The organism is Aurantimonas litoralis (assembly GCF_026153195.1).
GTDB lineage: Bacteria > Pseudomonadota > Alphaproteobacteria > Rhizobiales > Rhizobiaceae > Aurantimonas > Aurantimonas coralicida.
In genome coordinates this window covers 166,534-186,880 of record NZ_JAPFBM010000008.1, presented here as the reverse complement: position 1 = coordinate 186,880, position 20,347 = coordinate 166,534, and the positions used below count along the sequence as shown (strand labels likewise).

General features: G+C 67.6%; 20 protein-coding genes. 12 read left to right on the top strand and 8 right to left on the bottom strand.

The features are described 5' to 3' along the window. Positions 1-6: 6 nt before the first annotated feature. A complete protein-coding gene (gene gatC, locus N7I30_RS16240) occupies positions 7-294 on the bottom strand; it encodes an Asp-tRNA(Asn)/Glu-tRNA(Gln) amidotransferase subunit GatC (RefSeq protein WP_009209688.1) in 288 nt (95 codons plus the stop codon). A gap of 143 nt (positions 295-437) precedes the next feature. Then, positions 438-1,139: a metal-dependent hydrolase gene (locus N7I30_RS16235; RefSeq protein ID WP_498640128.1), complete on the bottom strand. Its 702-nt coding sequence runs from the start codon at positions 1,137-1,139 to the stop codon at positions 438-440. Between the two features lie 107 nt (positions 1,140-1,246). On the opposite strand from N7I30_RS16235, the gene ruvX reads away from it, so the two are divergent. Beyond that, a complete protein-coding gene (gene ruvX / locus N7I30_RS16230; protein WP_230785199.1) occupies positions 1,247-1,717 on the top strand; it encodes a Holliday junction resolvase RuvX in 471 nt (156 codons plus the stop codon). On the opposite strand, the gene N7I30_RS16225 is transcribed toward ruvX, so the two are convergent. The 3 genes from N7I30_RS16225 to N7I30_RS16215 all read right to left on the bottom strand — a co-directional run bounded on the left by N7I30_RS16225 (position 1,678) and on the right by N7I30_RS16215 (position 4,395). Then, entirely contained in the window at positions 1,678-2,016 is a 339-nt protein-coding gene (locus N7I30_RS16225; RefSeq protein ID WP_024351720.1) for a DUF6105 family protein, read from the bottom strand. The two genes, ruvX and N7I30_RS16225, sit on opposite strands and share 40 nt — an antisense overlap. After that, a complete protein-coding gene (locus tag N7I30_RS16220; RefSeq protein ID WP_498640125.1) occupies positions 2,016-2,564 on the bottom strand; it encodes a hypothetical protein in 549 nt (182 codons plus the stop codon). The genes N7I30_RS16225 and N7I30_RS16220 overlap by 1 nt, the downstream gene beginning before the upstream one ends. Before the next feature lie 175 nt (positions 2,565-2,739). Further along, positions 2,740-4,395 carry an acyl-CoA dehydrogenase family protein gene (locus N7I30_RS16215; protein ID WP_498640123.1) on the bottom strand — a complete coding sequence of 552 codons (1,656 nt, stop codon included), beginning with the start codon at positions 4,393-4,395 and terminating at the stop codon, positions 2,740-2,742. A gap of 72 nt (positions 4,396-4,467) precedes the next feature. Here N7I30_RS16215 and N7I30_RS16210 point away from each other — a divergent pair, with 72 nt between their 5' ends. Genes N7I30_RS16210 through dprA form a run of 4 tightly spaced genes read left to right on the top strand, consistent with a single transcriptional unit; the run spans position 4,468 to position 8,467 of the window. Beyond that, entirely contained in the window at positions 4,468-5,421 is a 954-nt protein-coding gene (locus N7I30_RS16210; RefSeq protein WP_009209692.1) for an aspartate carbamoyltransferase catalytic subunit, read from the top strand. After that, the gene (locus N7I30_RS16205) at positions 5,418-6,731 is read left to right on the top strand and encodes a dihydroorotase (protein ID WP_498640120.1); all 1,314 of its coding nucleotides are present in this window, start codon (positions 5,418-5,420) and stop codon (positions 6,729-6,731) included. The genes N7I30_RS16210 and N7I30_RS16205 overlap by 4 nt, the downstream gene beginning before the upstream one ends. Then, positions 6,732-7,340 carry a glycerol-3-phosphate 1-O-acyltransferase PlsY gene (gene plsY / locus N7I30_RS16200; RefSeq protein ID WP_498640118.1) on the top strand — a complete coding sequence of 203 codons (609 nt, stop codon included), beginning with the start codon at positions 6,732-6,734 and terminating at the stop codon, positions 7,338-7,340. Next, positions 7,337-8,467, top strand: a complete 1,131-nt coding sequence (dprA, locus tag N7I30_RS16195; protein WP_498640116.1) for a DNA-processing protein DprA — start codon at positions 7,337-7,339, stop codon at positions 8,465-8,467. Before plsY ends, dprA begins: the two co-directional genes overlap by 4 nt. Here dprA and N7I30_RS16190 read toward each other — a convergent pair. Next, complete coding sequence (locus tag N7I30_RS16190) at positions 8,456-8,632, bottom strand: hypothetical protein (RefSeq protein ID WP_498640114.1); 177 nt, start codon at positions 8,630-8,632, stop codon at positions 8,456-8,458. The two genes, dprA and N7I30_RS16190, sit on opposite strands and share 12 nt — an antisense overlap. Positions 8,633-8,884: 252 nt before the next feature. Between N7I30_RS16190 and topA the strand changes: the two genes are divergently transcribed. From topA to N7I30_RS16155, 7 genes are all read left to right on the top strand, one after another. After that, on the top strand, positions 8,885-11,668 hold the full coding sequence (topA, locus tag N7I30_RS16185; protein WP_498640112.1) for a type I DNA topoisomerase: 2,784 nt from the start codon (positions 8,885-8,887) through the stop codon (positions 11,666-11,668). A gap of 3 nt (positions 11,669-11,671) precedes the next feature. After that, entirely contained in the window at positions 11,672-13,939 is a 2,268-nt protein-coding gene (gene rnr, locus N7I30_RS16180; protein WP_498640110.1) for a ribonuclease R, read from the top strand. Next, positions 13,936-14,373 (top strand): DUF983 domain-containing protein, encoded by a 438-nt coding sequence (locus N7I30_RS16175; RefSeq protein ID WP_498640108.1) that lies wholly within the window; start codon positions 13,936-13,938, stop codon positions 14,371-14,373. The genes rnr and N7I30_RS16175 overlap by 4 nt, the downstream gene beginning before the upstream one ends. Further along, positions 14,370-15,128 carry an NUDIX hydrolase gene (locus tag N7I30_RS16170; protein ID WP_228241032.1) on the top strand — a complete coding sequence of 253 codons (759 nt, stop codon included), beginning with the start codon at positions 14,370-14,372 and terminating at the stop codon, positions 15,126-15,128. Before N7I30_RS16175 ends, N7I30_RS16170 begins: the two co-directional genes overlap by 4 nt. Before the next feature lie 20 nt (positions 15,129-15,148). Further along, complete coding sequence (locus tag N7I30_RS16165; RefSeq protein WP_483212653.1) at positions 15,149-16,348, top strand: MFS transporter; 1,200 nt, start codon at positions 15,149-15,151, stop codon at positions 16,346-16,348. 192 nt (positions 16,349-16,540) lie between these two features. After that, a complete protein-coding gene (rpmG, locus tag N7I30_RS16160) occupies positions 16,541-16,708 on the top strand; it encodes a 50S ribosomal protein L33 (protein WP_024351709.1) in 168 nt (55 codons plus the stop codon). 144 nt (positions 16,709-16,852) lie between these two features. Then, entirely contained in the window at positions 16,853-17,860 is a 1,008-nt protein-coding gene (locus tag N7I30_RS16155; protein WP_498640105.1) for a hypothetical protein, read from the top strand. 55 nt (positions 17,861-17,915) lie between these two features. Here the strand turns inward: N7I30_RS16155 and N7I30_RS16150 are convergent, their stop codons facing one another. Then, a complete protein-coding gene (locus N7I30_RS16150) occupies positions 17,916-19,448 on the bottom strand; it encodes an acyl-CoA carboxylase subunit beta (protein WP_009209702.1) in 1,533 nt (510 codons plus the stop codon). A 103-nt stretch (positions 19,449-19,551) separates the two neighbouring features. Then, positions 19,552-20,274: an ATP12 family chaperone protein gene (locus N7I30_RS16145; RefSeq protein ID WP_498640102.1), complete on the bottom strand. Its 723-nt coding sequence runs from the start codon at positions 20,272-20,274 to the stop codon at positions 19,552-19,554. Between the last annotated feature and the right edge of the window lie 73 nt (positions 20,275-20,347).

The window sequence follows — 20,347 nt, the reverse complement described above, 5'->3', positions numbered from 1 at the left end:
GCGCGACTATTCCACCACCTTCGGCACGACGAAGAAATGATCTTCGCTGGCCGGCGCGTTGGCGACGATGTCGTCGGCCTTGGCGCCGTCTGTCACTTCGTCGGCGCGTTTCTTCATCACCATCGGGATCACCGACGTCATCGGCTCGACGCCCTCGACATCGACCTCGCCGAGATGTTCGACGAAGCCGAGGATCGCATTGAGCTCGCTTTCCATCGCCACGACCTCGTCGTCGGTAACGGCGATCCGGGACAGCCGGGCGACCCGGCGGACTGTTGAAGCATCGACGGACATTGCGGTCCTACTGGTTGCAAGAGGAATTGCGCGAGCTATAGCGGCGCGCCCCTTGCGAGGCAACGCCGCAATGGCCGGACGGCCGAGGCGCTGCTCTGCGCCCCGGCCGTCCGGTCCCGATCCGAAAGCTGAAACGGGTGCGGTCAGACCTCGAAGGCTTCGCCGATCGCCGGATTGAGGATCTTGCCGGCGTCGCCTTCCATCGCCTCGGTGAACTTGTCCGGGGTCTGGTCGAGGATCGGCAGCGTACCCCAGTGGATCGGGATGATCTTGTCGAAGTTGAAGTAGCGCCGGCAGGCGAGCGCCGCCACCGCCGCGCCCATGGTCAGCCGGTCGCCGACGGGCACCATCGCGACCTTCGGTGCGTGCAGTTCCTCGATCAGCGCCATGTCGGCGAAGATGTCGGTGTCGCCCATGTGATAGACCGTCGGGCCGTTGGCGAAATGGAAGACCAGACCGTTCGGCATGCCGAGATAGGTCACCGACCCGTCTTCCTCGACATGGCCGGAGGAATGAAGCGCCTGCGTCAGTGTGACGGTGAAGTCGTCGAAGCTCGCGGTGCCGCCCGTGTTCATCGGCTCGATCGCCTCGATCCCCTTCTTGCCGAGCCAGCTGACCAGTTCGAACGTGCCGACGACCTTGCAGCCATGCTTCTTCGCGATATCGACGGTGTCGCCGACATGGTCGAAGTGACCATGGCTGAGAACGATATGGGTGACGCCCGCGACGGCGCTGTCGATATCGTCCTTGAAATGCGGATTACCGGACAGGAACGGGTCGATCAGGATGACCGACGAGCCGGTGTCGATCCGGAATGCGGAATGGCCGAAATAGGTGATCTTCATGGGGGCTCCTTGCGGTCCGATCGCCGGCCGGACCTCTGTTCTGTGGGTGGTGTCCGGCACTCCGCGTGCTAACTGCACCGGCCCGCCCCCCGGTCAAGGAGAACGCGATGGCCATCATGCCGCTGGAAGAATTTGCCGAAGCCGTCCCGAGCGGCACGACCATCGCCGGTCTCGACCTCGGCACCAAGACCATAGGCCTCGCCGTGTCGGACCGCGGCCAGCGCTTCGCCACGCCGCGCAAGGTGCTGCGTCGTACCAAGTTCACCGCCGATGCGAACGCGCTGGTGGCGGCGCTGAACGAGGACAGCATCGTCGGCATCGTCATCGGCCTGCCGCTGAACATGGACGGGTCGGAGGGGCCGAGAGCCCAGGCGACGCGGGCCTTCCTGCGCAACTACAGCCGCTTCGACGAACGGCCGGTGCTCCTGTGGGACGAGCGGCTGTCCACGGTGGCTGCCGAACGCGGCCTGCTCGAAGCCGACGTGTCGCGCAAGAAGCGGGCCGAGCGGATCGATTCGGCGGCCGCGTCCTTCATTCTTCAGGGGGCGCTGGACCGGCTTTCGTCGCTGCGCTCGTAGGCAAAACCGTTCGCCAGGGCGAGCCGCGCGGCGCGGCGGGCCTGCCACCATGCCCGGATCTTCTTGCGGCGGCGGAAGGCGAGGATCGCGCCGAGGATCAGACTGTCGATCGCGAGCGCACGCGCCACCAGCGGCGGGATCGTCGCCGGCTCGATGCCGAGGATCGCCCCGTAGACCATGAAGACCCGGTCGTGGGTTTCGCGGGAGAAGAGCGGTCCGCCGAGATCGTTCAGCGAGAGAAAGTACCAGCCCCAGAAAAAGACCAGGGGTCCGATCCAGAGCACCAGGAAGGTGCGCATCAGCGGCTCTCGCCCTTGTCGCCGAACGGCGAGCGATGGCGGCGCATCAGCGCCTCGCGCTCGGCGGCGTGGATCGACCTGAGAACCGATTCGAAGGCCGCATCGTCGGCGGCGTCGTCGACTTCCATCAGGCGGTCGAACAGCAGCGCCCCGAAGGTCAGCGCCAGCGCGACCAGAAAGCCCGGTCCCTCCCCGAACAGTGTTGCGAGCGGCGATCCGGCGATGGTCGCAGCCGCATAGAAGGCGAAGAGCGCCACCAGCACGGCCGCGGCCAGCGGCTCGGCCCGGCGAATGGCCAGAACCGATGGTGAGGAAAGACCGGCGATCGCCATGCCCAGCCCCGTGGCCAGCGCCACGAAGAGGCCCGCGAAGACGAGGGTCGCCTGGGCCGGCAGATAGAGGTCGGCGGCGATCGCGAGATCCTGCAGGAGCGGCGCGGCCGCGGTTCCTGCGGTCAGCGGATCAAGCCAGCCCGAATGCGCCATGAGCCGCAGACTGCTGACAGCCGCGAACCCAATCCAGGCACTGAGCGCCAGGGTCGTCGCCATTCTGCGCATGGAACCTCCTCGTCACGGTTACCGATCCGTTAACGGCGAACCTGTCGGTGAGAGGCCTCCGCCGCAATCGAAACCGTTTGTTAACCTTAACGCGTCCCCTTCCTTTGCCTCCTCCAATGCAAACGCCGCAGCTCAGGTTTCGGTTGCCAATGCCGGCGTGCCGGGCTCAGCGGATCGGCGGATAGAGATCCTCGACGATCGCCCGCGAATCATGGCGCAGGTCGAGCATGCCGTAGGTATCGCGGAAGACACCGCCGAGCCGCGTCTCGGTGAACGCGTCGGCGGTCTGGCCCAACCCCAGCCGGCGCATGGAGGCGCTGGCGCCCGCCAGGGCCAGCTGCTCGGCGAGCAAGCGGCAAGCCCCCTCGTCCGCCAACGCCATCGACATCGCGGCGCGCAGGACACCCGGTGTGCCGCCGGCGGTCTCGGCCATGTCCGCCTCGATGGTCGCAATCACCGTGTCGAAGGCCTGTGGGTCGCGCTGCAGGATGCGGGCGAGGTCGAGCGCCATCACATTGCCGGAGCCCTCCCAGATCGCGTTGACCGGGGCTTCGCGATAGGCGCGGGCGAGCCTGCCGTCCTCGACATAGCCATTGCCGCCAAGACACTCCATCGCCTCGTATGTCAGCCCCGGGGCCATCTTGCAGACCCAGTATTTGGTGACCGGGGTCATCACCCGCGCCCAGGCCGCGTCGGCCTCGGATGCCGCCTCTCCCGTTCGTCGGTCGAAGGCTTCGGCGAGCCGGAACGACAGCACCGTCGCGGCCGCAACGTCCAGTGCCATGTCGGCCAGCACGCGCACCATCTGCGGCTGCTCGATCAGCGTCTCGCCGAACACCCGGCGCTCGCGGGCGTGATGCACCGCCTCGGCGAGCGCGCCTCGCATGAGGCCCGCGGAGGCCAGCGCGCAGTCGAGGCGGGTCAGCGTCACCATCTCAATGATGGTCTTCACGCCCTTGCCGGGATCGCCGACACGCCGGGCGTCGGCGTCGACGAACTCGACCTCGGAGGAGGCGTTGGAGCGGTTGCCGAGCTTGTCCTTGAGGCGCTGGAAATGCAGCCCGTTCAGCGAGCCATCGTCGCGGCGCCGGGGCATCAGGAAGCAGGTCGGCCCCTCCGGCGTCTGCGCCAGAACGAGGAACCCGTCGGACATCGGCGCCGACATGAACCATTTGTGCCCTGTCAGCCGATAATGCCCGCCGCCGGCGTCGACTGCCCGGGTGGTGTTGGCCCGCACGTCGGTGCCGCCCTGCTTCTCGGTCATGCCCATGCCGAGGGTGATTCCCGCCTTGGTCAGCGGCGCCTTGACGCTGGGATCGTATTGCCGCGTCGCGAGCACCGGCAGCCAGGCATCGCGCAGCCTGGGTGCCGCCGCGAGCGCCGCGACCGCGGCGCTGGTCATGGTGAGCGGGCACAGATGGCCGCATTCGACGCCGGCCGTCATGTAGAAGCGCGCGGCCCGCACAGCATGGCGGCGTCCGGCCTCCTCCTCCGGCCCCTGCCAGATCGAGGCGTGCAGCCCGTCGGAGATAGAGCGCCGCATCAGGGCGTGATAGGCGGGATGATAGTCGATCAGTTCCAACCGCCGGCCCTTCTCGTCGAAGCGCCGCAGGCGCGGCGTCTCAATATTAGCGAGCCGCGCCAGGTCGTGGGCCTCGAAGGAGCCGCAGAATCGTCCGTGCCGCTCCAGTGTCGTCAGGACCGGGTCGGGGAAATCGGCGGCCAGGAGACGCAGCAGGGGATCGCCGCGAAAGGCGTTGAAACCGGCATAGTCGGAAGACTGGTTGGTCACTTCGTGGGTGTGGAAATTCGTCTCGGCCACACGCGTCTCCTGTGCTTCACTTGCTCTCGATCCTTGCCGCTAAACCACGGATTGCCTATAGGCGTCGTTTTAATGAGCGCGACCCTGCCTTTTCCCCCGTTCGGCCAGCGACACCTTCTGGGTATCGCCCGCCTGCAACCCCACGAGATCGAACAGCTGATCGATCTGGCCGAGGCGGAGGTGGCGGTCAGTCGCCGGCGCGACAAGAAGAAGTCGACGCTGAAGGGCCGCACCCAGATCAACCTGTTCTTCGAGGCCTCGACCCGCACCCAGGCGTCCTTCGAACTGGCCGGCAAGCGGTTGGGCGCCGACGTCATGAACATGGCGGTCGCCAATTCGTCGGTGAAGAAGGGCGAGACCCTGATCGACACGGCGATGACGCTGAACGCCATGCAGCCCGACATCCTGATCGTGCGGCACCATTCGGCCGGCGCCGTGGCGCTGCTGGCCCAGAAGGTCGCCTGCTCGGTGGTCAATGCCGGCGACGGCGCGCACGAACATCCGACCCAGGCGCTGCTCGACGCGCTCACCATCCGGCGCCACAAGGGCCGCATCGCCCGGCTCACGGTGACGATCTGCGGCGACGTGCTGCACAGCCGCGTCGCGCGCTCCAACATCCTGCTCCTCAATGCGCTGGGCGCCCGGGTCCGCGTCGTCGCGCCGGCGACGCTGCTGCCCAGCGGCATCGAATCGATGGGCGTCGAGGTCTACCGGCGCATGGAAGACGGACTGAAGGACGCCGACGTGGTAATGATGCTGCGCCTGCAGCGCGAGCGCATGGAGGGCTCCTTCGTGCCGTCGGTGCGCGAGTATTTCCGCTATTTCGGCCTCGACGCCGCCAAGCTGCGCCATGCCCGGCCCGACGCCTTGGTCATGCATCCCGGGCCGATGAACCGCGGCGTCGAGATCGCCTCAGAGATCGCCGACGGGCCGCAGAGCGTCATCGAGGAACAGGTGGAGATGGGCGTCGCCGTGCGCATGGCGGTGATGTCGGCCCTCATCGGCGGACCGGAGGCGTCGGCATGAGCGTCGCAGCTCCCACCGTCATCGAACATGTGCGGATCATCGACCCGGCCCGGTCGCTGGACGCGGTCGGCACGGTCGTCGTTGTCGACGGCCATATCGTCGCCGCGTGCACCGACGCCCTTAACCAGGGCGCACCCGACGGCGCCGAGATCGTCGACGGCCGCGGGCTGCTGCTGGTGCCCGGCCTTGTCGACGCACGGGTGTTCATCGGCGAGCCGGGCGGCGAGCACCGCGAGACCATCGCGTCGGCCTCAGCGGCGGCGGCGGCCGGCGGCGTCACCTCGATCCTCACCATGCCCGACACCAATCCGGTGGTTGATGAAGTGGCGATCGCCGAATTCGTGATGCGGACGGCCCGCGACACTGCCGTCGTCAACGTCTTCCCCGCGGCGGCGCTCACCCGCGGCCTGAAGGGCAAGGAGATGAGCGAGATCGGCCTTCTCACCGGGGCCGGCGTGCGCGCCTTCACCGACGGCCGCCACACCATCGCCGACCCGGTGCTGCTGCGCCGGATCATGACCTATGCGCGCGATTTCGATGCCCTGGTCATGCATGAAACGCAGGATACGGCGCTGACCGGCAACGGCGTCATGAACGAGGGGCTGCTGGCCTCCTGGCTCGGCCTGCCGGGCGCGCCAGCCGAGGCCGAGATCATTCCCCTGGAGCGCGACCTGCGGCTCGCCGCCCTCACCGGCTGCCGCTACCACGCCGCCAAACTCTCGCTGGGCGAATCGGCCGATGTCATGCGGCGGGCCAAACGGCGCGGCATCGCGGCGACGGCCGGCGTATCGATCAACCATCTGTCGCTGAACGAAAACGACATCGGCGAATACCGCACCTTCTTCCGCCTGTCGCCGCCGCTGCGCCGCGAGGAGGATCGCGCCGCCCTGGTCGAGGCGCTGGCCGACGGCACCATCGACATCATCGTCTCGTCCCATGATCCGCAGGACGCCGACGGCAAGCGCCGGCCCTTCGCCGAGGCCGAGAGCGGCGCGATCGGCCTGGAGACGCTGCTGCCGGCGGCGCTGCGGCTGCATCATTCCGGCGCCGTGCCGTTGTCGCGCATCGTCGAGGCGCTGACCGCCGCGCCAGCGAAGCTCCTCGGCCTCGATCGCGGCACGCTGGCACCGGGATCCGTCGCCGACATGGCGCTGGTCGATCTGGAGGCGCCGTTCCTGTTCAGCGAGGACCGCATCCGCTCGCGCTCCAAGAACACCGCCTTCGAGAACGCCCGCTTCCAGGGCCAGGTCTTGCGGACCTTCGTCGCCGGCCGCACAGTCTTCTTAGAATCGGACCGAAGCGGGGGCTGAATGGTGGATTGGGACTCGAGCCTCTGGCCGATCTGGCTGGCCTGCGTTGCCGGCGGCTACCTCGTTGGCTCGATTCCCTTCGGGCTGATCTTCGCGCGGCTCTTCGGCCTCGGCGACATCCGCAAGATCGGTTCGGGCAATATCGGCGCGACCAACGCTCTGCGGACCGGCAACAAGCCGATGGCGGCGCTGACGCTAGCCGGGGATGTCCTCAAGGGCACCGTGCCGGTCCTGATCGCCTCGCGCTGGGGCGGCGAAGCGGCGATCCTTGCGGGTCTCGCGGCGTTTCTCGGCCACCTCTTCCCGGTCTGGGTCGGATTCAAGGGCGGCAAGGGCGTCGCCACCTATCTCGGCATCCTGCTCGGCATCGCGCCCATCGGCGTCCTGGTCTTCGCGGTGGTCTGGCTCTCGGTGGCCTTCCTCTTCCGCTATTCCTCGCTGGCGGCGCTCGCCGCTACGCTGGTCGTGCCGGCGGTCTATCTCGCGCTCGGCTACATGGACGCCGCCGCCCTCACTGCGATCCTGACCGCCATCGTCTATATCCGCCATCACGCCAATATCCGCCGGCTGCTGGCCGGTACGGAGGGCAAGATCGGAGCCAAGGGGTGAGCCCCCCTGACGCCCCTCCCCACGGCGTCAGACTTCCCGACGAGACGCGGCTCGCCTGGCTCCGGCTGATCCGCAGCGAGAATGTCGGCCCCGCCACCTTCCGGTCGTTGATCAACCGCTATGGCGGCGCCGAGGCGGCGCTTGCGGCGCTGCCGGAGCTCGCAGCGCGGGGCGGCCGCAGCGTCCGTGTCGAGAGCCTTGCCGCGGTCGAGGACGAGATGAACCGGGCCAGCCGCATGGGTGCCCGCTTCATCTGTCTCGGCGAGCCCGACTACCCGCCCCTCCTCAAAGCCACCGAGAGTGCGCCGCCGGTGCTGGCGGTGATCGGCACCGAGACGGTTCTCCATCTGCCTGCCGTCGCCATGGTGGGTGCCCGCAACGCCTCGCTTTCCGGCATCAAGCTAACCCGCCAGTTTGCCGACGAGATCGGCCGGGCCGGCTACGTCGTTGTCTCGGGCCTTGCACGCGGCATCGACGCCGCCGCGCATGAGGCGGCGCTGAACACCGGCACGATCGGCGTCTTCGCCGGCGGCCTCGACCGGCCCTATCCCGACGAGAACAGGCCGCTGATGCGCCAGATCGTCGACGAAGGCGGGTGCCTTTTGTCCGAGCGGCCGTTCGGATGGGAGCCGCGTTCGCGCGATTTTCCCCGGCGCAACCGCCTCGTCGCAGGTCTGGCGCTTGGTCTTGTGGTGACCGAGGCGGCGCTGCGTTCAGGCTCGCTGATCAGCGCGCGGATCGCCGCCGAGATCGGGCGGATCGTCTTTGCCGTGCCCGGATCGCCGCTCGACCCGCGGGCCGCCGGCGCCAATCAGCTTTTGAAGAATGGTGCGATCCTGGCGACCGAGGCGAACGACGTGATCGCGGCGTTGCGACCGCTGGACGACCGCATGGACTGGATGCCGCCCGCGATCGAGGAACCGCCCTCCGGCCAGGACACCGACGAGCCGGCCGAGGGCGAACGCGAGCGCATCGTCGAGACGCTCGGGCCGACGCCGATCGATGTCGACGACATCATTCTTCACACAGGAGCGCGGCCGGGTGCCGTGCAGCTCGTGCTCCTCGAACTCGATCTGGCAGGCCGCCTCGAGCGCCATCCTGGCGGACTGGTGTCGCTACTTCTGTGAGCGCTTGGCACCTGTCGTGAGCTGGTGCTCGGTCTCGAGACGCGCCATCTCCAGGAAATAACCCAGCAACGAGTTATGCGGCGCGCCGGACACAACCTTAAGTTGCCGCAGCATGTCGCGGACATACCGCAAGCTCGCTTCCCGGTCTTCCGGATGTGCTGTCATGTTGGGCACGCTCCCGAACGCGGCTTGAACTGGCCCCTGATCCTGAAGCCCACCGCTCCGTTGCAAGTTGGGATTATAGAGATTTTCGCTTATTAGTTGCAACCTTTGCTAGGTCACGATCCAGTCGGGGTTGACCGGTCGCGCCGGACTGTCCATGTGACGGTGCGGTCGACGCGCTGCTCGTCGCTGAATTCTCCGCCGCACAGGCGACCTTACCGGGTCGCATCTCTCTTCTCTCAGGACTGCCTTGTCATGGATGTCGTCATCGTTGAATCGCCCGCCAAAGCGAAGACGATCAACAAGTATCTCGGCGGCAACTACCAGGTGATCGCCTCCTATGGTCACGTCCGCGACCTGCCGGCCAAGGACGGCTCGGTGCGCCCGGACGAGGACTTCGCGATGAGCTGGGAGGTCGGCAAGCCGTCCGTGAAGCGAATCAGCGAGATCGCTCAGGCGGTCAAGAAGGCCGACGGCCTCGTGCTTGCCACCGATCCGGATCGCGAAGGCGAAGCGATTTCCTGGCATGTCCTGGAAGTGTTGCGGCAGAAGAAGGTGATCGGCACCAAGCCGGTCAGCCGGGTGGTGTTCAACGCCATCACCAAGAAGGCCGTGCTCGACGCGATGGCCAATCCGCGCGCCATCGACGAGCCGCTGGTGGACGCCTATCTCGCCCGTCGCGCGCTGGACTATCTCGTCGGCTTCACCCTGTCGCCGGTGCTGTGGCGCAAGCTGCCCGGCGCCCGCTCCGCGGGCCGCGTCCAGTCGGTGGCGCTGCGCCTCGTCTGCGACCGCGAAGCGGAGATCGAGCGCTTCAAGAAGGAAGAGTACTGGCAGATTGCCGCGATGCTGGCGACGCCGCGCGGCGACGATTTCCGCGCCCGCCTCACCGGCTTCGGCGGCGACAAGCTGCAGAAGATGTCGATCGGCGACGGCGACAAGGCCGAGACGATCCGCGCCATGCTGGACGGGGCGACCTACCGGGTCGACAGCGTCCAGGCGAAGCCGACCAAGCGCAATCCGGGCCCTCCCTTCACTACCTCGACGCTGCAGCAGGCGGCCTCCGCCAAGCTCGGCTTCTCGGCCTCGCGCACCATGCAGGTCGCGCAGCGGCTCTATGAAGGCGTCGATGTCGGCGGCGAGACCGTCGGCCTGATCACCTATATGCGGACCGACGGCGTGCAGATGGCGCCCGAGGCGATCGCCGACGCGCGCAAGTCGATCGGCGCCGCTTTCGGCGAGCGCTATGTCCCGGAAAAGCCGCGCTATTATTCGAGCAAGGCCAAGAACGCGCAGGAGGCCCACGAGGCCATCCGCCCGACCGAGTTCGGCCGCGCGCCCAAGGATGTCGAGCGCTATCTCGACCGCGACCAGGCGCGGCTCTACGACCTGATCTGGAAGCGCTGCATCGCCAGTCAGATGGCCTCCGCCGAGATCGAGCGCACCACCGCCGAGATCGTCGCCACCAATGGCAGCGAGACCGCGACCCTGCGCGCCACCGGCCAGGTCATCAAGTTCGACGGCTTCATCGGCGCCTATGTCGAGCACCGCGACGACAGCAAGGCGAGCGATCCCGGCGACGAGGACGACGACCGCGCCCGGCTGCCGGAAATCCTCGCCGACGAGGATCTGGCCAAGCGTGCCATCGAGGCCTCGCAGCACTTCACCGAGCCGCCGCCGCGCTATTCCGAGGCGTCGCTGATCAAGAAGATGGAAGAGCTCGGCATCGGCCGGCCCTCGACCTATGCCTCGACGCTGCAGACGCTGGAGGACCGCGGCTACGTGGTGCAGGAGGCCCGCAAGCTCCTGCCCGACGCCAAGGGCCGTCTCGTCACCGCGTTCCTGCACAATTTCTTCGAGCGCTACGTCGAATACGACTTCACCGCGGCGCTGGAAGAGAAGCTCGACCTGATCTCGGCCGGCCAGCTCGCCTGGAAGGACGTGCTGCGCGAATTCTGGCAGAACTTCTCCGCGCAGGTCGACGGCACCAAGGAACTGCGGGTCACCAATGTTCTCGATGCGCTGAATGTCGAACTGGGACCGCTGGTCTTCCCGCCCAAGGAAGACGGCACCGAGCCCCGCGCCTGCCCGCGCTGCGGCAACGGCCAGCTGTCGCTGAAGCTCGGCAAGTTCGGTGCCTTCGTCGGCTGCTCGAACTATCCCGATTGCGGCTATACCCGCCAGCTCGGCACCAACATGTCGGGCGATGGCGCGGCCGCCGACGAGGGTCCGTCGGATCTCGGTGTCGATCCGGAGACCGGCGAGCCGGTGACCCTGCGCACGGGGCGCTTCGGCCCCTACGTCCAGCGCGGCGAAGGCAAGGAAGCCAAGCGTTCGTCCCTGCCCAAGGGCTGGCAGGCCAGCGAGATGGATCTCGACAAGGCGCTGCGGCTGCTGTCGCTCCCCCGCGAGGTCGGGCTGCATCCGGAAAGCGGCAAGCCGATCCTGGCCGGGCTCGGACGCTACGGCCCGTTCCTCAACCATGACGGCATGTACGCCAATCTCGAGACCATCGAGGACGTGTTCGAGGTCGGCCTCAACCGGGCCGTCACCGTCATCGCGGAGAAGAAGGAAAAGGGCGGCCGCGGACGCGGCACTCCCGCGGCGCTGGCGACCCTCGGCGAGCATCCCGAATATGGCGGCCAGATCACCGTTCGGGATGGCCGTTTCGGGCCCTATGTGAATGTCGGCAAGGTCAATGCGACGCTGCCTAAAGCCAAGGATCCCGCCAGCGTCACGCTGGAAGAGGCGATCCAGCTGATCAACGAGCGCGTCGAGAAGACCGGCAAGACGCCGAACGCCAAGAAGGCCCCTGCCAAGAAGCCGGCGGCCAAGAAGGCTGCCACGAAGAAAGCGCCCGCCAAGAAGGCGTCCAAGAAGACGGCGGCGAAGGCCGATGCCGATGGCGAGGCAGCGGTGAAGAAGCCGGCGGCCAAAAAGGCGCCCGCGAAGAAGACTGCCGCGGCCAGGAAGCCGGCGGCGAAGACAACCACCGAACCGCAGGCCGCCGACGATTCGGTGCCCTGGGATCAGGAGTAGACCTTGGCGAAAGGCCGGTCCCGGAACGACGCACCGCCCGAGCTCACGCGCGAGGCGGTGCTCCGCTTCATCGCGGACAATCCCGGCCGCGCCTCCAAGCGCGACATCGCCAAGGCCTTTGCGGTCAAGGGCGACGGCCGCGTCGCGCTCAAGGACCTTTTGGCCGATCTGCAGGCCGAGGGGCTTCTGGCGGGAAGCCGCAAGCGCTTCTCGACGCCGGGGGTCTTGCCGCCGGTGGCGGTTCTGGAAATCCGCAGCCGCGACGACGACGGCGGTCTCCTCGCCGAACCGGTGAGCTGGGACGAGGCCGTCGATGGCGAGCGGCCGCGTCTGGCCGTGCGGCAGGATCGCGCCAAGAGCCCGGCGGCGGGCCTCGGCGAACGCATCCTCGCCAGCATCGAGGAGGACGAGGGCGGCACCCGGATCGCCCGGATCATCCGCGTTCTGGAACAGCGCAAGACGACGGCCCTGGGCGTGTTCCGCGCCAAGCCCGGCGGCGGCGGCCGGGTCGAACCGGTCGAGCGCAAGCAGCCGGAATACGCCATCAAGCCCGGCGACGAGAACGGCGCCCGTAACGGCGACCTCGTGGCCGTCGAGCCGGGGCCAAGGGCGCGTCTCGGCCTGCCCTTCGCCACCGTGACCGATGTCGTTGGCTCGATGGAATCGGAGCGCGCGATCTCGACCATCGCGCTGCATGCCCATTCCATTCCGCATGTCTTCCCGAAGGCGGTGCTGAGCGAGGCCGAGGCCGCCGGCCCGGCCAGCATGGATCATCGCGAGGACTGGCGGTCCCTGCCGCTGGTCACCATCGACCCCGCCGACGCCAAGGATCACGACGACGCGGTCCATGCGGCGCCCGACGACGACCCGGCCAATCCCGGCGGCATGGTGGTGACCGTCGCCATTGCCGACGTCTCATATTACGTCCGCCCCGGCACCAAGCTCGATTCCGAGGCCCGGCTGCGCGGCAATTCGGTCTACTTCCCCGACCGGGTCGTGCCGATGCTGCCCGAGCGCATTTCCAACGACCTCTGCTCGCTGCGCGAGAATGTCGACCGGCCGGCGCTCGCCGTGCGGATGGTGCTCGGCGCCAATGGCGAGAAGCGCCGCCACAGCTTCCATCGCGTGATGATGCGCAGCCACGCCAAGATCGCCTACGAGGCCGCCCAGGCGGCCATCGACGGCGCGACCGGCGACGTCGATCCGCATGTGACCGAAACGATGCTGAAGCCGCTCTGGGCGGCCTACGCGCTGGCCCGTTCGGCGCGCGAGCGGCGTCAGCCGCTCGACCTCGATCTGCCCGAGCGCAAGCTCAAGCTCGGCGCCGACGGCCGGGTGGAGAAGGTCGTCGTGCCGGCTCGCCTCGACGCCCACCGGCTGATCGAGGAGTTCATGATCCTCGCCAATGTGGCGGCGGCCGAGAGCCTCGAATCCAAGCGGCAGGCGCTGATCTACCGCGCCCATGACGCGCCGTCCCTGGCCAAGCTGGAATCCCTGCGCGAGTTCCTGCGCACGCTGGAAATCTCGCTGGCCAAGAGCGGCACGCTGCGCCCCTCACACTTCAACGGCATCCTCAGCCAGGTGAAGGCCAGCGAGCACGAGAGCCTGGTCAACGAGGTCGTGCTGCGCTCCCAGTCGCAGGCGGTCTACTCGCCCGACAATATCGGCCATTTCGGCCTGAACCTCGACCGTTACGCGCATTTCACCTCGCCGATCCGCCGCTATGCCGATCTCATCGTGCACCGGGCGCTGGTCACGGCCTTCGATCTCGGCGAAGGCGGGCTCAGCCGCGAGGACGAGGAAAATCTCCAGGCGACCGCCGAGGAGATCTCGCGGGCCGAACGCCGGGCCATGGCGGCCGAGCGCGACACCGTCGACCGGCTGATCGCCCATCATCTGGCCGACCGGATCGGCGACAATTTCGAGGGACGCATAGCCGGCGTGACAAAAGCGGGTCTTTTCGTCGCGCTTCCGGCCTTTGGCGCCGATGGTTTCGTTCCCATATCGACACTGGGGAACGAGTTCTTCCATTATGACGAGGTCGGACGTTCGCTGGTTGGCGACCGCAGCGGCAACGGCTACCGCCTCGGCGACACCGTCGAGATTCGTCTGAAGGAGGCCATTCCGCTGGCCGGCTCAATGCAGTTCGAGATGCTCAGTGAGCCGCGCAAGCTGCCGCGCGAGGCGGGCTCGTTCCACAAGACCGGACGCAAGCAGCGCTTCGGCCGCCGCGAGAAGAACGTCGCCGGGAAGGTCAGGAAGAAACGATGAACAGTGTGACCATGCACGCAGACGCCGAGGCCCGGGCCAACAGGGCCGAAGGCGATCGCCCGCTCTGGCCGGCGCTCGTCAACGGCTTCCGCTGCCATTGCCCGAATTGCGGCGAAGGCAAGCTGTTCCGCAGCTATCTGCGCAGCGTCGACGACTGCAGCGTATGCGGCCAGGAGATCCACCATCACCGCGCCGACGATCTGCCGCCCTATCTGACGATCTTCATCGTCGGGCATATCGTGGTCGCGCTCTTCATGGGCATTGAAGCCTCCTACGATTTGTCGATGTGGACGCATCTGGCGATGTGGGTTCCGGTCACGCTGGTGCTCTCGCTGGCGCTCCTGCAGCCGCTGAAGGGCGCCACCATCGGCCTGCAGTGGTCGCTGCGCCTCGGCGGCTTCGGCACCGAGGACGAGGCGGATCGCGTCGGGTGAGCGAGGCCGGTGATCCGCTCGCTACACTGAACGCCGAACGGGCACGGCTCGCCCGGCCGAGCGGACTGCCGGCGGCCAAGGCGATCCGCGACGCCGGAACGCTGCTGATCGTCGACGACAGCGACGGCACGGCCCGTGTGCTGATGGGACGGCGCTCCACCAGGCATGTCTTCATGCCGGGACGTTACGTCTTTCCCGGCGGCCGGGTCGATCCGTCCGATCTGGCACTGGCCCGCGACTTCGCCCTCTCCGAACCCGCCTTCGACCGCCTCTGTGCCGGCCCCCCGGCCCGCTACGACCGCCGGCGGGCGACCGCGACGGCGCTCGCCGCGATCCGCGAAACCTTCGAGGAGGCCGGCGCCATGATCGGCGCGCCGGGCAGCTTCGCCGGCAAGGGCGAGCACTGGAGCGTCTTCGGCGCACGCGGTATCCGTCCGGCCCCGGAAATGCTGGTGCCCATCGCGCGGGCGATCACCCCGCCCGGTCCCCCGCGGCGCTACGACACCCGCTTCTTCTGCGTCGCCGCCGACGCGATCGGCCATCAGCTCGCCCTCGACGAATTGCCGACGGACGAGTTGGAAGAGCTCGCTTGGGTCGATCTGAACGGGCTCCAGGAGCTGTCGCTGGCGCCGATCACCCTGCGCATCGTCGGCGATCTGAAGGCGCGCATCGCCGATGGGACCTGGCGCGATCCGGCGCGGCCAATGCCGTTCTACCGGGCCATTCGCGGCCAGTTCGTGCGCGAATCGCTCTGACGCAACGGGGGCGGTGACCGATGGACAGGCAAACCGCCGACAACATCGTGGCCGAAGCGGAAGCCGAGATCGAACGCGTCGACTGGGTTGCCGCCGGCGCCGCCATCGCCTCGATCAGCGCCGTCGGCATCGCGCTCGGTCTCGGCCTGCCGCTGCTCAGCGTCATCCTCGAAAGCCGCGGCATCTCCACCACGATGATCGGCGCCAATACGGCTGTCGCGGGCGTCGCCTCGCTGCTGGCCGCGCCACTCGTGACGCCGATCGCGCGCGTCCTTGGCGTGCGGCTGTCGATGCTGATCGCGATCGTCCTCTCCGGCGTCTCGGCCCTCGGCTTCTACTATTTCACCGCTTTCTGGACGTGGTTCCCGCTGCGACTGGTCTTCCACTTCGCCATCACCGCGCTGTTCGTCCTGTCGGAGTTCTGGATCAACGCCGCCGCGCCGCCGGGCCGCCGCGGCTTCATCCTCGGCATCTATGCGACCGTCCTGTCGCTCGGCTTCGCGCTCGGCCCCTACATCTTCTCGGTGGTGGGCTCGCAGGGCTTCCTGCCCTTCGCGATCGGCTCGGGCGTCATCTTCGCCTCGGCGATCCCGCTGCTGTTCGCCTGGGACCGCCAGCCGGCGCTGGGCGAGCGGCGTCACGGCGCGTTCTGGCGCCATATCGTATCGGTTCCGACGGCCACCGGCGCCGTGCTGATCTTCGGTGCGGTCGAAGCCGGGGGATTCGCCCTCTTCCCGATCTATGGCGAACGCCTCGGCTATACGGAGGCCGCGGCCGCGCAACTGCTCATCGCCATCGGCCTCGGCAACGTCCTGATGCAGATCCCGATCGGGCTGATCTCCGACCGGGTCCGGGACCGGCGCTCGCTGCTGACCCTGTTCGCGGCGGTCGGCCTGGCCGGCACGCTGTGCCTGCCGCTCCTGGGCACCGACTGGTGGCTGATGGCGAGCCTCCTGTTCCTGTGGGGCGGTGTGGTGGCCGGCCTCTACACGGTCGGCCTTGCCCATCTCGGCTCGCGACTCGGAGGCGCCGATCTCGCTGCCGCCAACGCCGCCTTCGTGTTCTGCTATTCGGCCGGCATGCTGGTCGGCCCGCAGACCATCGGTTCCTCGATGGATCTCTTCGGCTACAACGGATTTGCCTGGGCCTTGGCGCTGTTCTTCGGGCTTTATCTGGTTCTCACCGTCGCCCGCATGGTCTGGGCCCGCGACCGGTCTTGACTTGGCTGCCGTCATGGCTATGGTCCGGCTCGAATTCGCCGACGCCCTGCGCCGGCGCATCGTCGCGTGCTACCGCTGCAGCGGCTTTTCGCGAATCGAACAATTTGGGTTTCCGCCGTCATCTGGACGAACGGCACCGGCACAGGGCCGGTCGGTTCGAGACGCGGCACGCATCAGCGAACGGATAGGGCCATGGCCAAGGCAACCACGATCAAGATCAAGCTCCTCTCGACCGCCGACACCGGTTTCTTCTACGTCGCGCGCAAGAACAGCCGCACGATGACGGAGAAGATGGTCAAAACCAAGTACGACCCGGTCGCGCGCAAGCACGTCGAGTTCCGCGAAGCCAAGATCAAGTAAGCTCCGGCAGGCCTTCGCCTGCCAGGGACGAATCGAGCGCCGCTCCGGCAACGGGGCGGCGCTTTTCGTCGTTCAGGCGGCGGTTGTGTGCGGGCACAACCCAGAGTACCGTGACCGGGCGGCAGATGCGTGCGGAGCCCGGACATGGCGAAGCATCTGATTCTGGTCCACGGGCGATCGGTGAAACCAGCCGGCAGCCTGATGGCGGAGATGGTCGGAACGGCCCTTCGCGAGGGGCTGCGACGGGCCGACGCCGGGATCACGCTGGCCGATCTCGAGGCCGGCGACCTCAAGCTGTCCTTCATCTATTATGGCGACATCAACAACGAGATCGCCGCGGCCGATCTCGCCAAGCGCGCCATCCTCACCGCGACCAACGATCCGCGCTATGCGTTCCGGCCGGCCCTGCCCTTCGACCTGATCGAGGCGGGCTACGCCCTCACCTCGGCGCTGCGCCGCTTCAACCGGACGACCTATCGTGCCGTGCTGGCCGAGGCGGAGGACTGGCGGCTGCTCGACGAAGCGGCGGACATCGCCAGCCTGTTTGGCCAGCTCTTCACCTTCGGCTTTCTGAACGACCGGCTGATCTCAAGCGCCCTGCCGGATTTCTCGGCCTATCTCACCTCGCAGATCGTCTCCTCGGCGATCCGAAGCCGACTGCAGTCGGTGCTTCTCCCGGCGATGGAGGCGCGCGACGACATCTGCCTCCTGACCCACAGCATGGGCTGCATCGTCGCCTGGGACGTGTTGTGGAAGCTGTCCTACATGAGCGAATACGAGCCGCTGCGGGCGCGTGGCGGCCATGTCGCGCGCTGGATCACCTGCGGCTGCCCGCTGGGCGAACCGGGCGTGCGGCGCAATCTGCTCGGCGGCTGGGCACGTGCGAACGAGGAATTTCCACGGCAGATCCGGCAATGGCGGAACATCCACGCCGAGGACGACTACATCGCCCATGTCGAGCGGATGCGGTCCACCTTCGGCGCGATGATGCGCGCCGGCTTCGTCGGGCAGATCAGCGACCGCAAGATCTACAATTGCTGGCACTATGCGGATGCGGCGACCGGGGCCCTCGTCTCCAACCCGCACGATCTCTACGGCTACCTTATGCACCCGGCGATGGGCGCCGCCATCGCCGAATGGGCCCAGCACTGATCGCCGGCATTCCAGGCAGGCCGAGCGCTCCTCGCCGCCCTGCCCTCAGCTCCCCTTACAGCGGGATGTTGTCGTGCTTCTTCCAGGGGTTCTCGAGATCCTTGTTGCGCAGCATCGCCAGCGCCCGCGAGACCCGGCGGCGGGTCGAATGCGGCATGATCACCTCGTCCACATAGCCCCGCTCGGCGGCGACAAAGGGCGACAGGAAGCGCTCCTCGTAGGCCTTGGTGTGGGCCGCCAGCTTCTCCGGATCCTTGGCGTCCTTGCGGTGGATGATCTCCGACGCGCCCTTGGCGCCCATCACCGCGATCTGCGCCGTCGGCCAGGCATAGTTGATGTCGCCGCGCAGATGCTTGGACGCCATGACGTCATAGGCGCCGCCGAAGGCCTTGCGGGTGATCACCGTCACCTTCGGCACGGTCGCCTCGGCATAGGCGAAGAGCAGCTTGGCGCCGTGCTTGATCAGGCCGCCATATTCCTGCGCGGTCCCCGGCAGGAAGCCCGGCACGTCGACGAAGGTCACCACGGGGATCGAGAAGCAGTCGCAGAAGCGCACGAAGCGCGCGGCCTTGCGCGAGGCATCGGAATCGAGAACGCCGGCCAGCACCATGGGCTGGTTTGCGACGATGCCGACGGTGCGGCCCTCGATGCGGCCGAAGCCTGTGACGATGTTGCCGGCGAAGGCGGCCTGGATCTCGAAGAAGTCGCCCTCGTCGACGGTCTTCCGGATCAGTTCCTTGATATCGTACGGCTTGTTGGCGTTGTCCGGGATCAGCGTGTCCAGCGACACGTCCTCGGCGGTCACCGACTGGCTGTAGTCGAGCTCGGGCACCGGCGAGGTATTGGAGGCCGGCAGGAAGTCGATCAGCCGCCGCATCTGCAACAGCGCGTCGACGTCGTTGTCATAGGCGCCGTCGGCGATCGACGACTTCACCGTGTGGATGGAGGCGCCGCCCAGTTCCTCGGCAGTGACCGTCTCGTTGGTCACGGTCTTCACCACGTCGGGACCGGTGACGAACATGTAGGAGGTGTCGCGGACCATGAAGATGAAGTCGGTCATCGCCGGCGAATAGACGTCGCCGCCCGCACAGGGGCCCATGATCACCGAAATCTGCGGGATGACGCCGGAAGCCAGCACGTTGCGCTGGAAGATCTCGGCATAGCCGCCGAGCGCCGCGACGCCCTCCTGGATGCGTGCACCGCCGGCGTCGTAGAACCCAATGATCGGGGCGCGGTTGCGAAGGGCGAGATCCTGGACCTTCTGCACCTTCTCGGCATGGGCCTCCGACAGGGAGCCGCCCAGCACGGTGAAATCCTTGGCGAAGACGAAGACGGTGCGTCCGTTGACCGTGCCCCAGCCGGTGACGACGCCGTCGCCGGGATAATGCTGCTGGTCCATGCCGAAATCGGTCGCCCGGTGCTGGACGAACATGTCGAACTCCTCGAAAGAGCCCTCGTCGAGAAACACCGTCAGCCGTTCGCGGGCAGTCAGCTTGCCCTTGGCGTGCTGGGCCTCGATCCGCTTCGTGCCGCCGCCTTCGCGGGCCTTCTCGCGCCGCGCCTCGAGTTCCGACAGCATGTCGCGCATTGCCTGTTTCCTCACCTGTTGCGTCTGTACGCGGTCCTTGCGACCGTTCTGCCCTGCGGGCAGACCATAGCAGTGCCGCCGCCCGGGTCGAGCGGCGGCCGGCTTATTCGGTGTCCAGAAGGACGGCCGCGACCTGCATTTCCTGCCAGCGCAGTTCGCGGCGGGCGCTCGCCTCGTCGTCGGCGCCCCATTGTTCGATGTTCCAGTCTTCGTCGACATGGGCCCGCTGCCATACGTCCTCGGCCGACAGATGCCCTTCGGCGAGGGCCAGGGCCAGCAGCGCCGACCCGGTCAAAGTCGTCGCCTGGTGCATGGCCGCGACCTTGAAGGGATCGTCGATGCCGGCGAGCCGCTCCTTAAAGGCGGCGATCGCGGCGGGCGGCTGGGCGACATGCATGACGCCCTCGGTCAGAAGATAGCGGGCGCCGAAGCTGTCCCGTGCCCAGTCAAGCACCGGGTCCCAGAGCTCCTGCTGGCGCGCCACCAGCCGCTCCGGCGTGCCGGCGCGATAGAACAGGAGATCGGTCTCGATATAGCGGGCGAGATCGTCACGCACCGGGACCGGATCGTCGGCGATCGCCTCGACCACGGTGTTGACCAGCCGGGTCATCGGCATGGTCGCCGGATCGATGCGCTCGCGCTGGGCGTCCCATTCGGCGGCGACCACCTCGGCGGCCCTCCGCATGGGGACGGCGAGCGGCCGTCGGCCGGGCGTCTTCACCGGCCGGCCATCGAGGAGGACCGCGAAGCCGTCGTCGGTCGGCGCCAGCGTCACCTCGCTGTAGAAGCGCTTCGGCAGTTCAGCCTTCGCCTTGTCCTGCGTCATCCGTGTCTCTCATCTTGCGTGCCGCACACAGAGCGCTGTCACCCGTGGCGCACCACATGCCATTGTCGTCAAC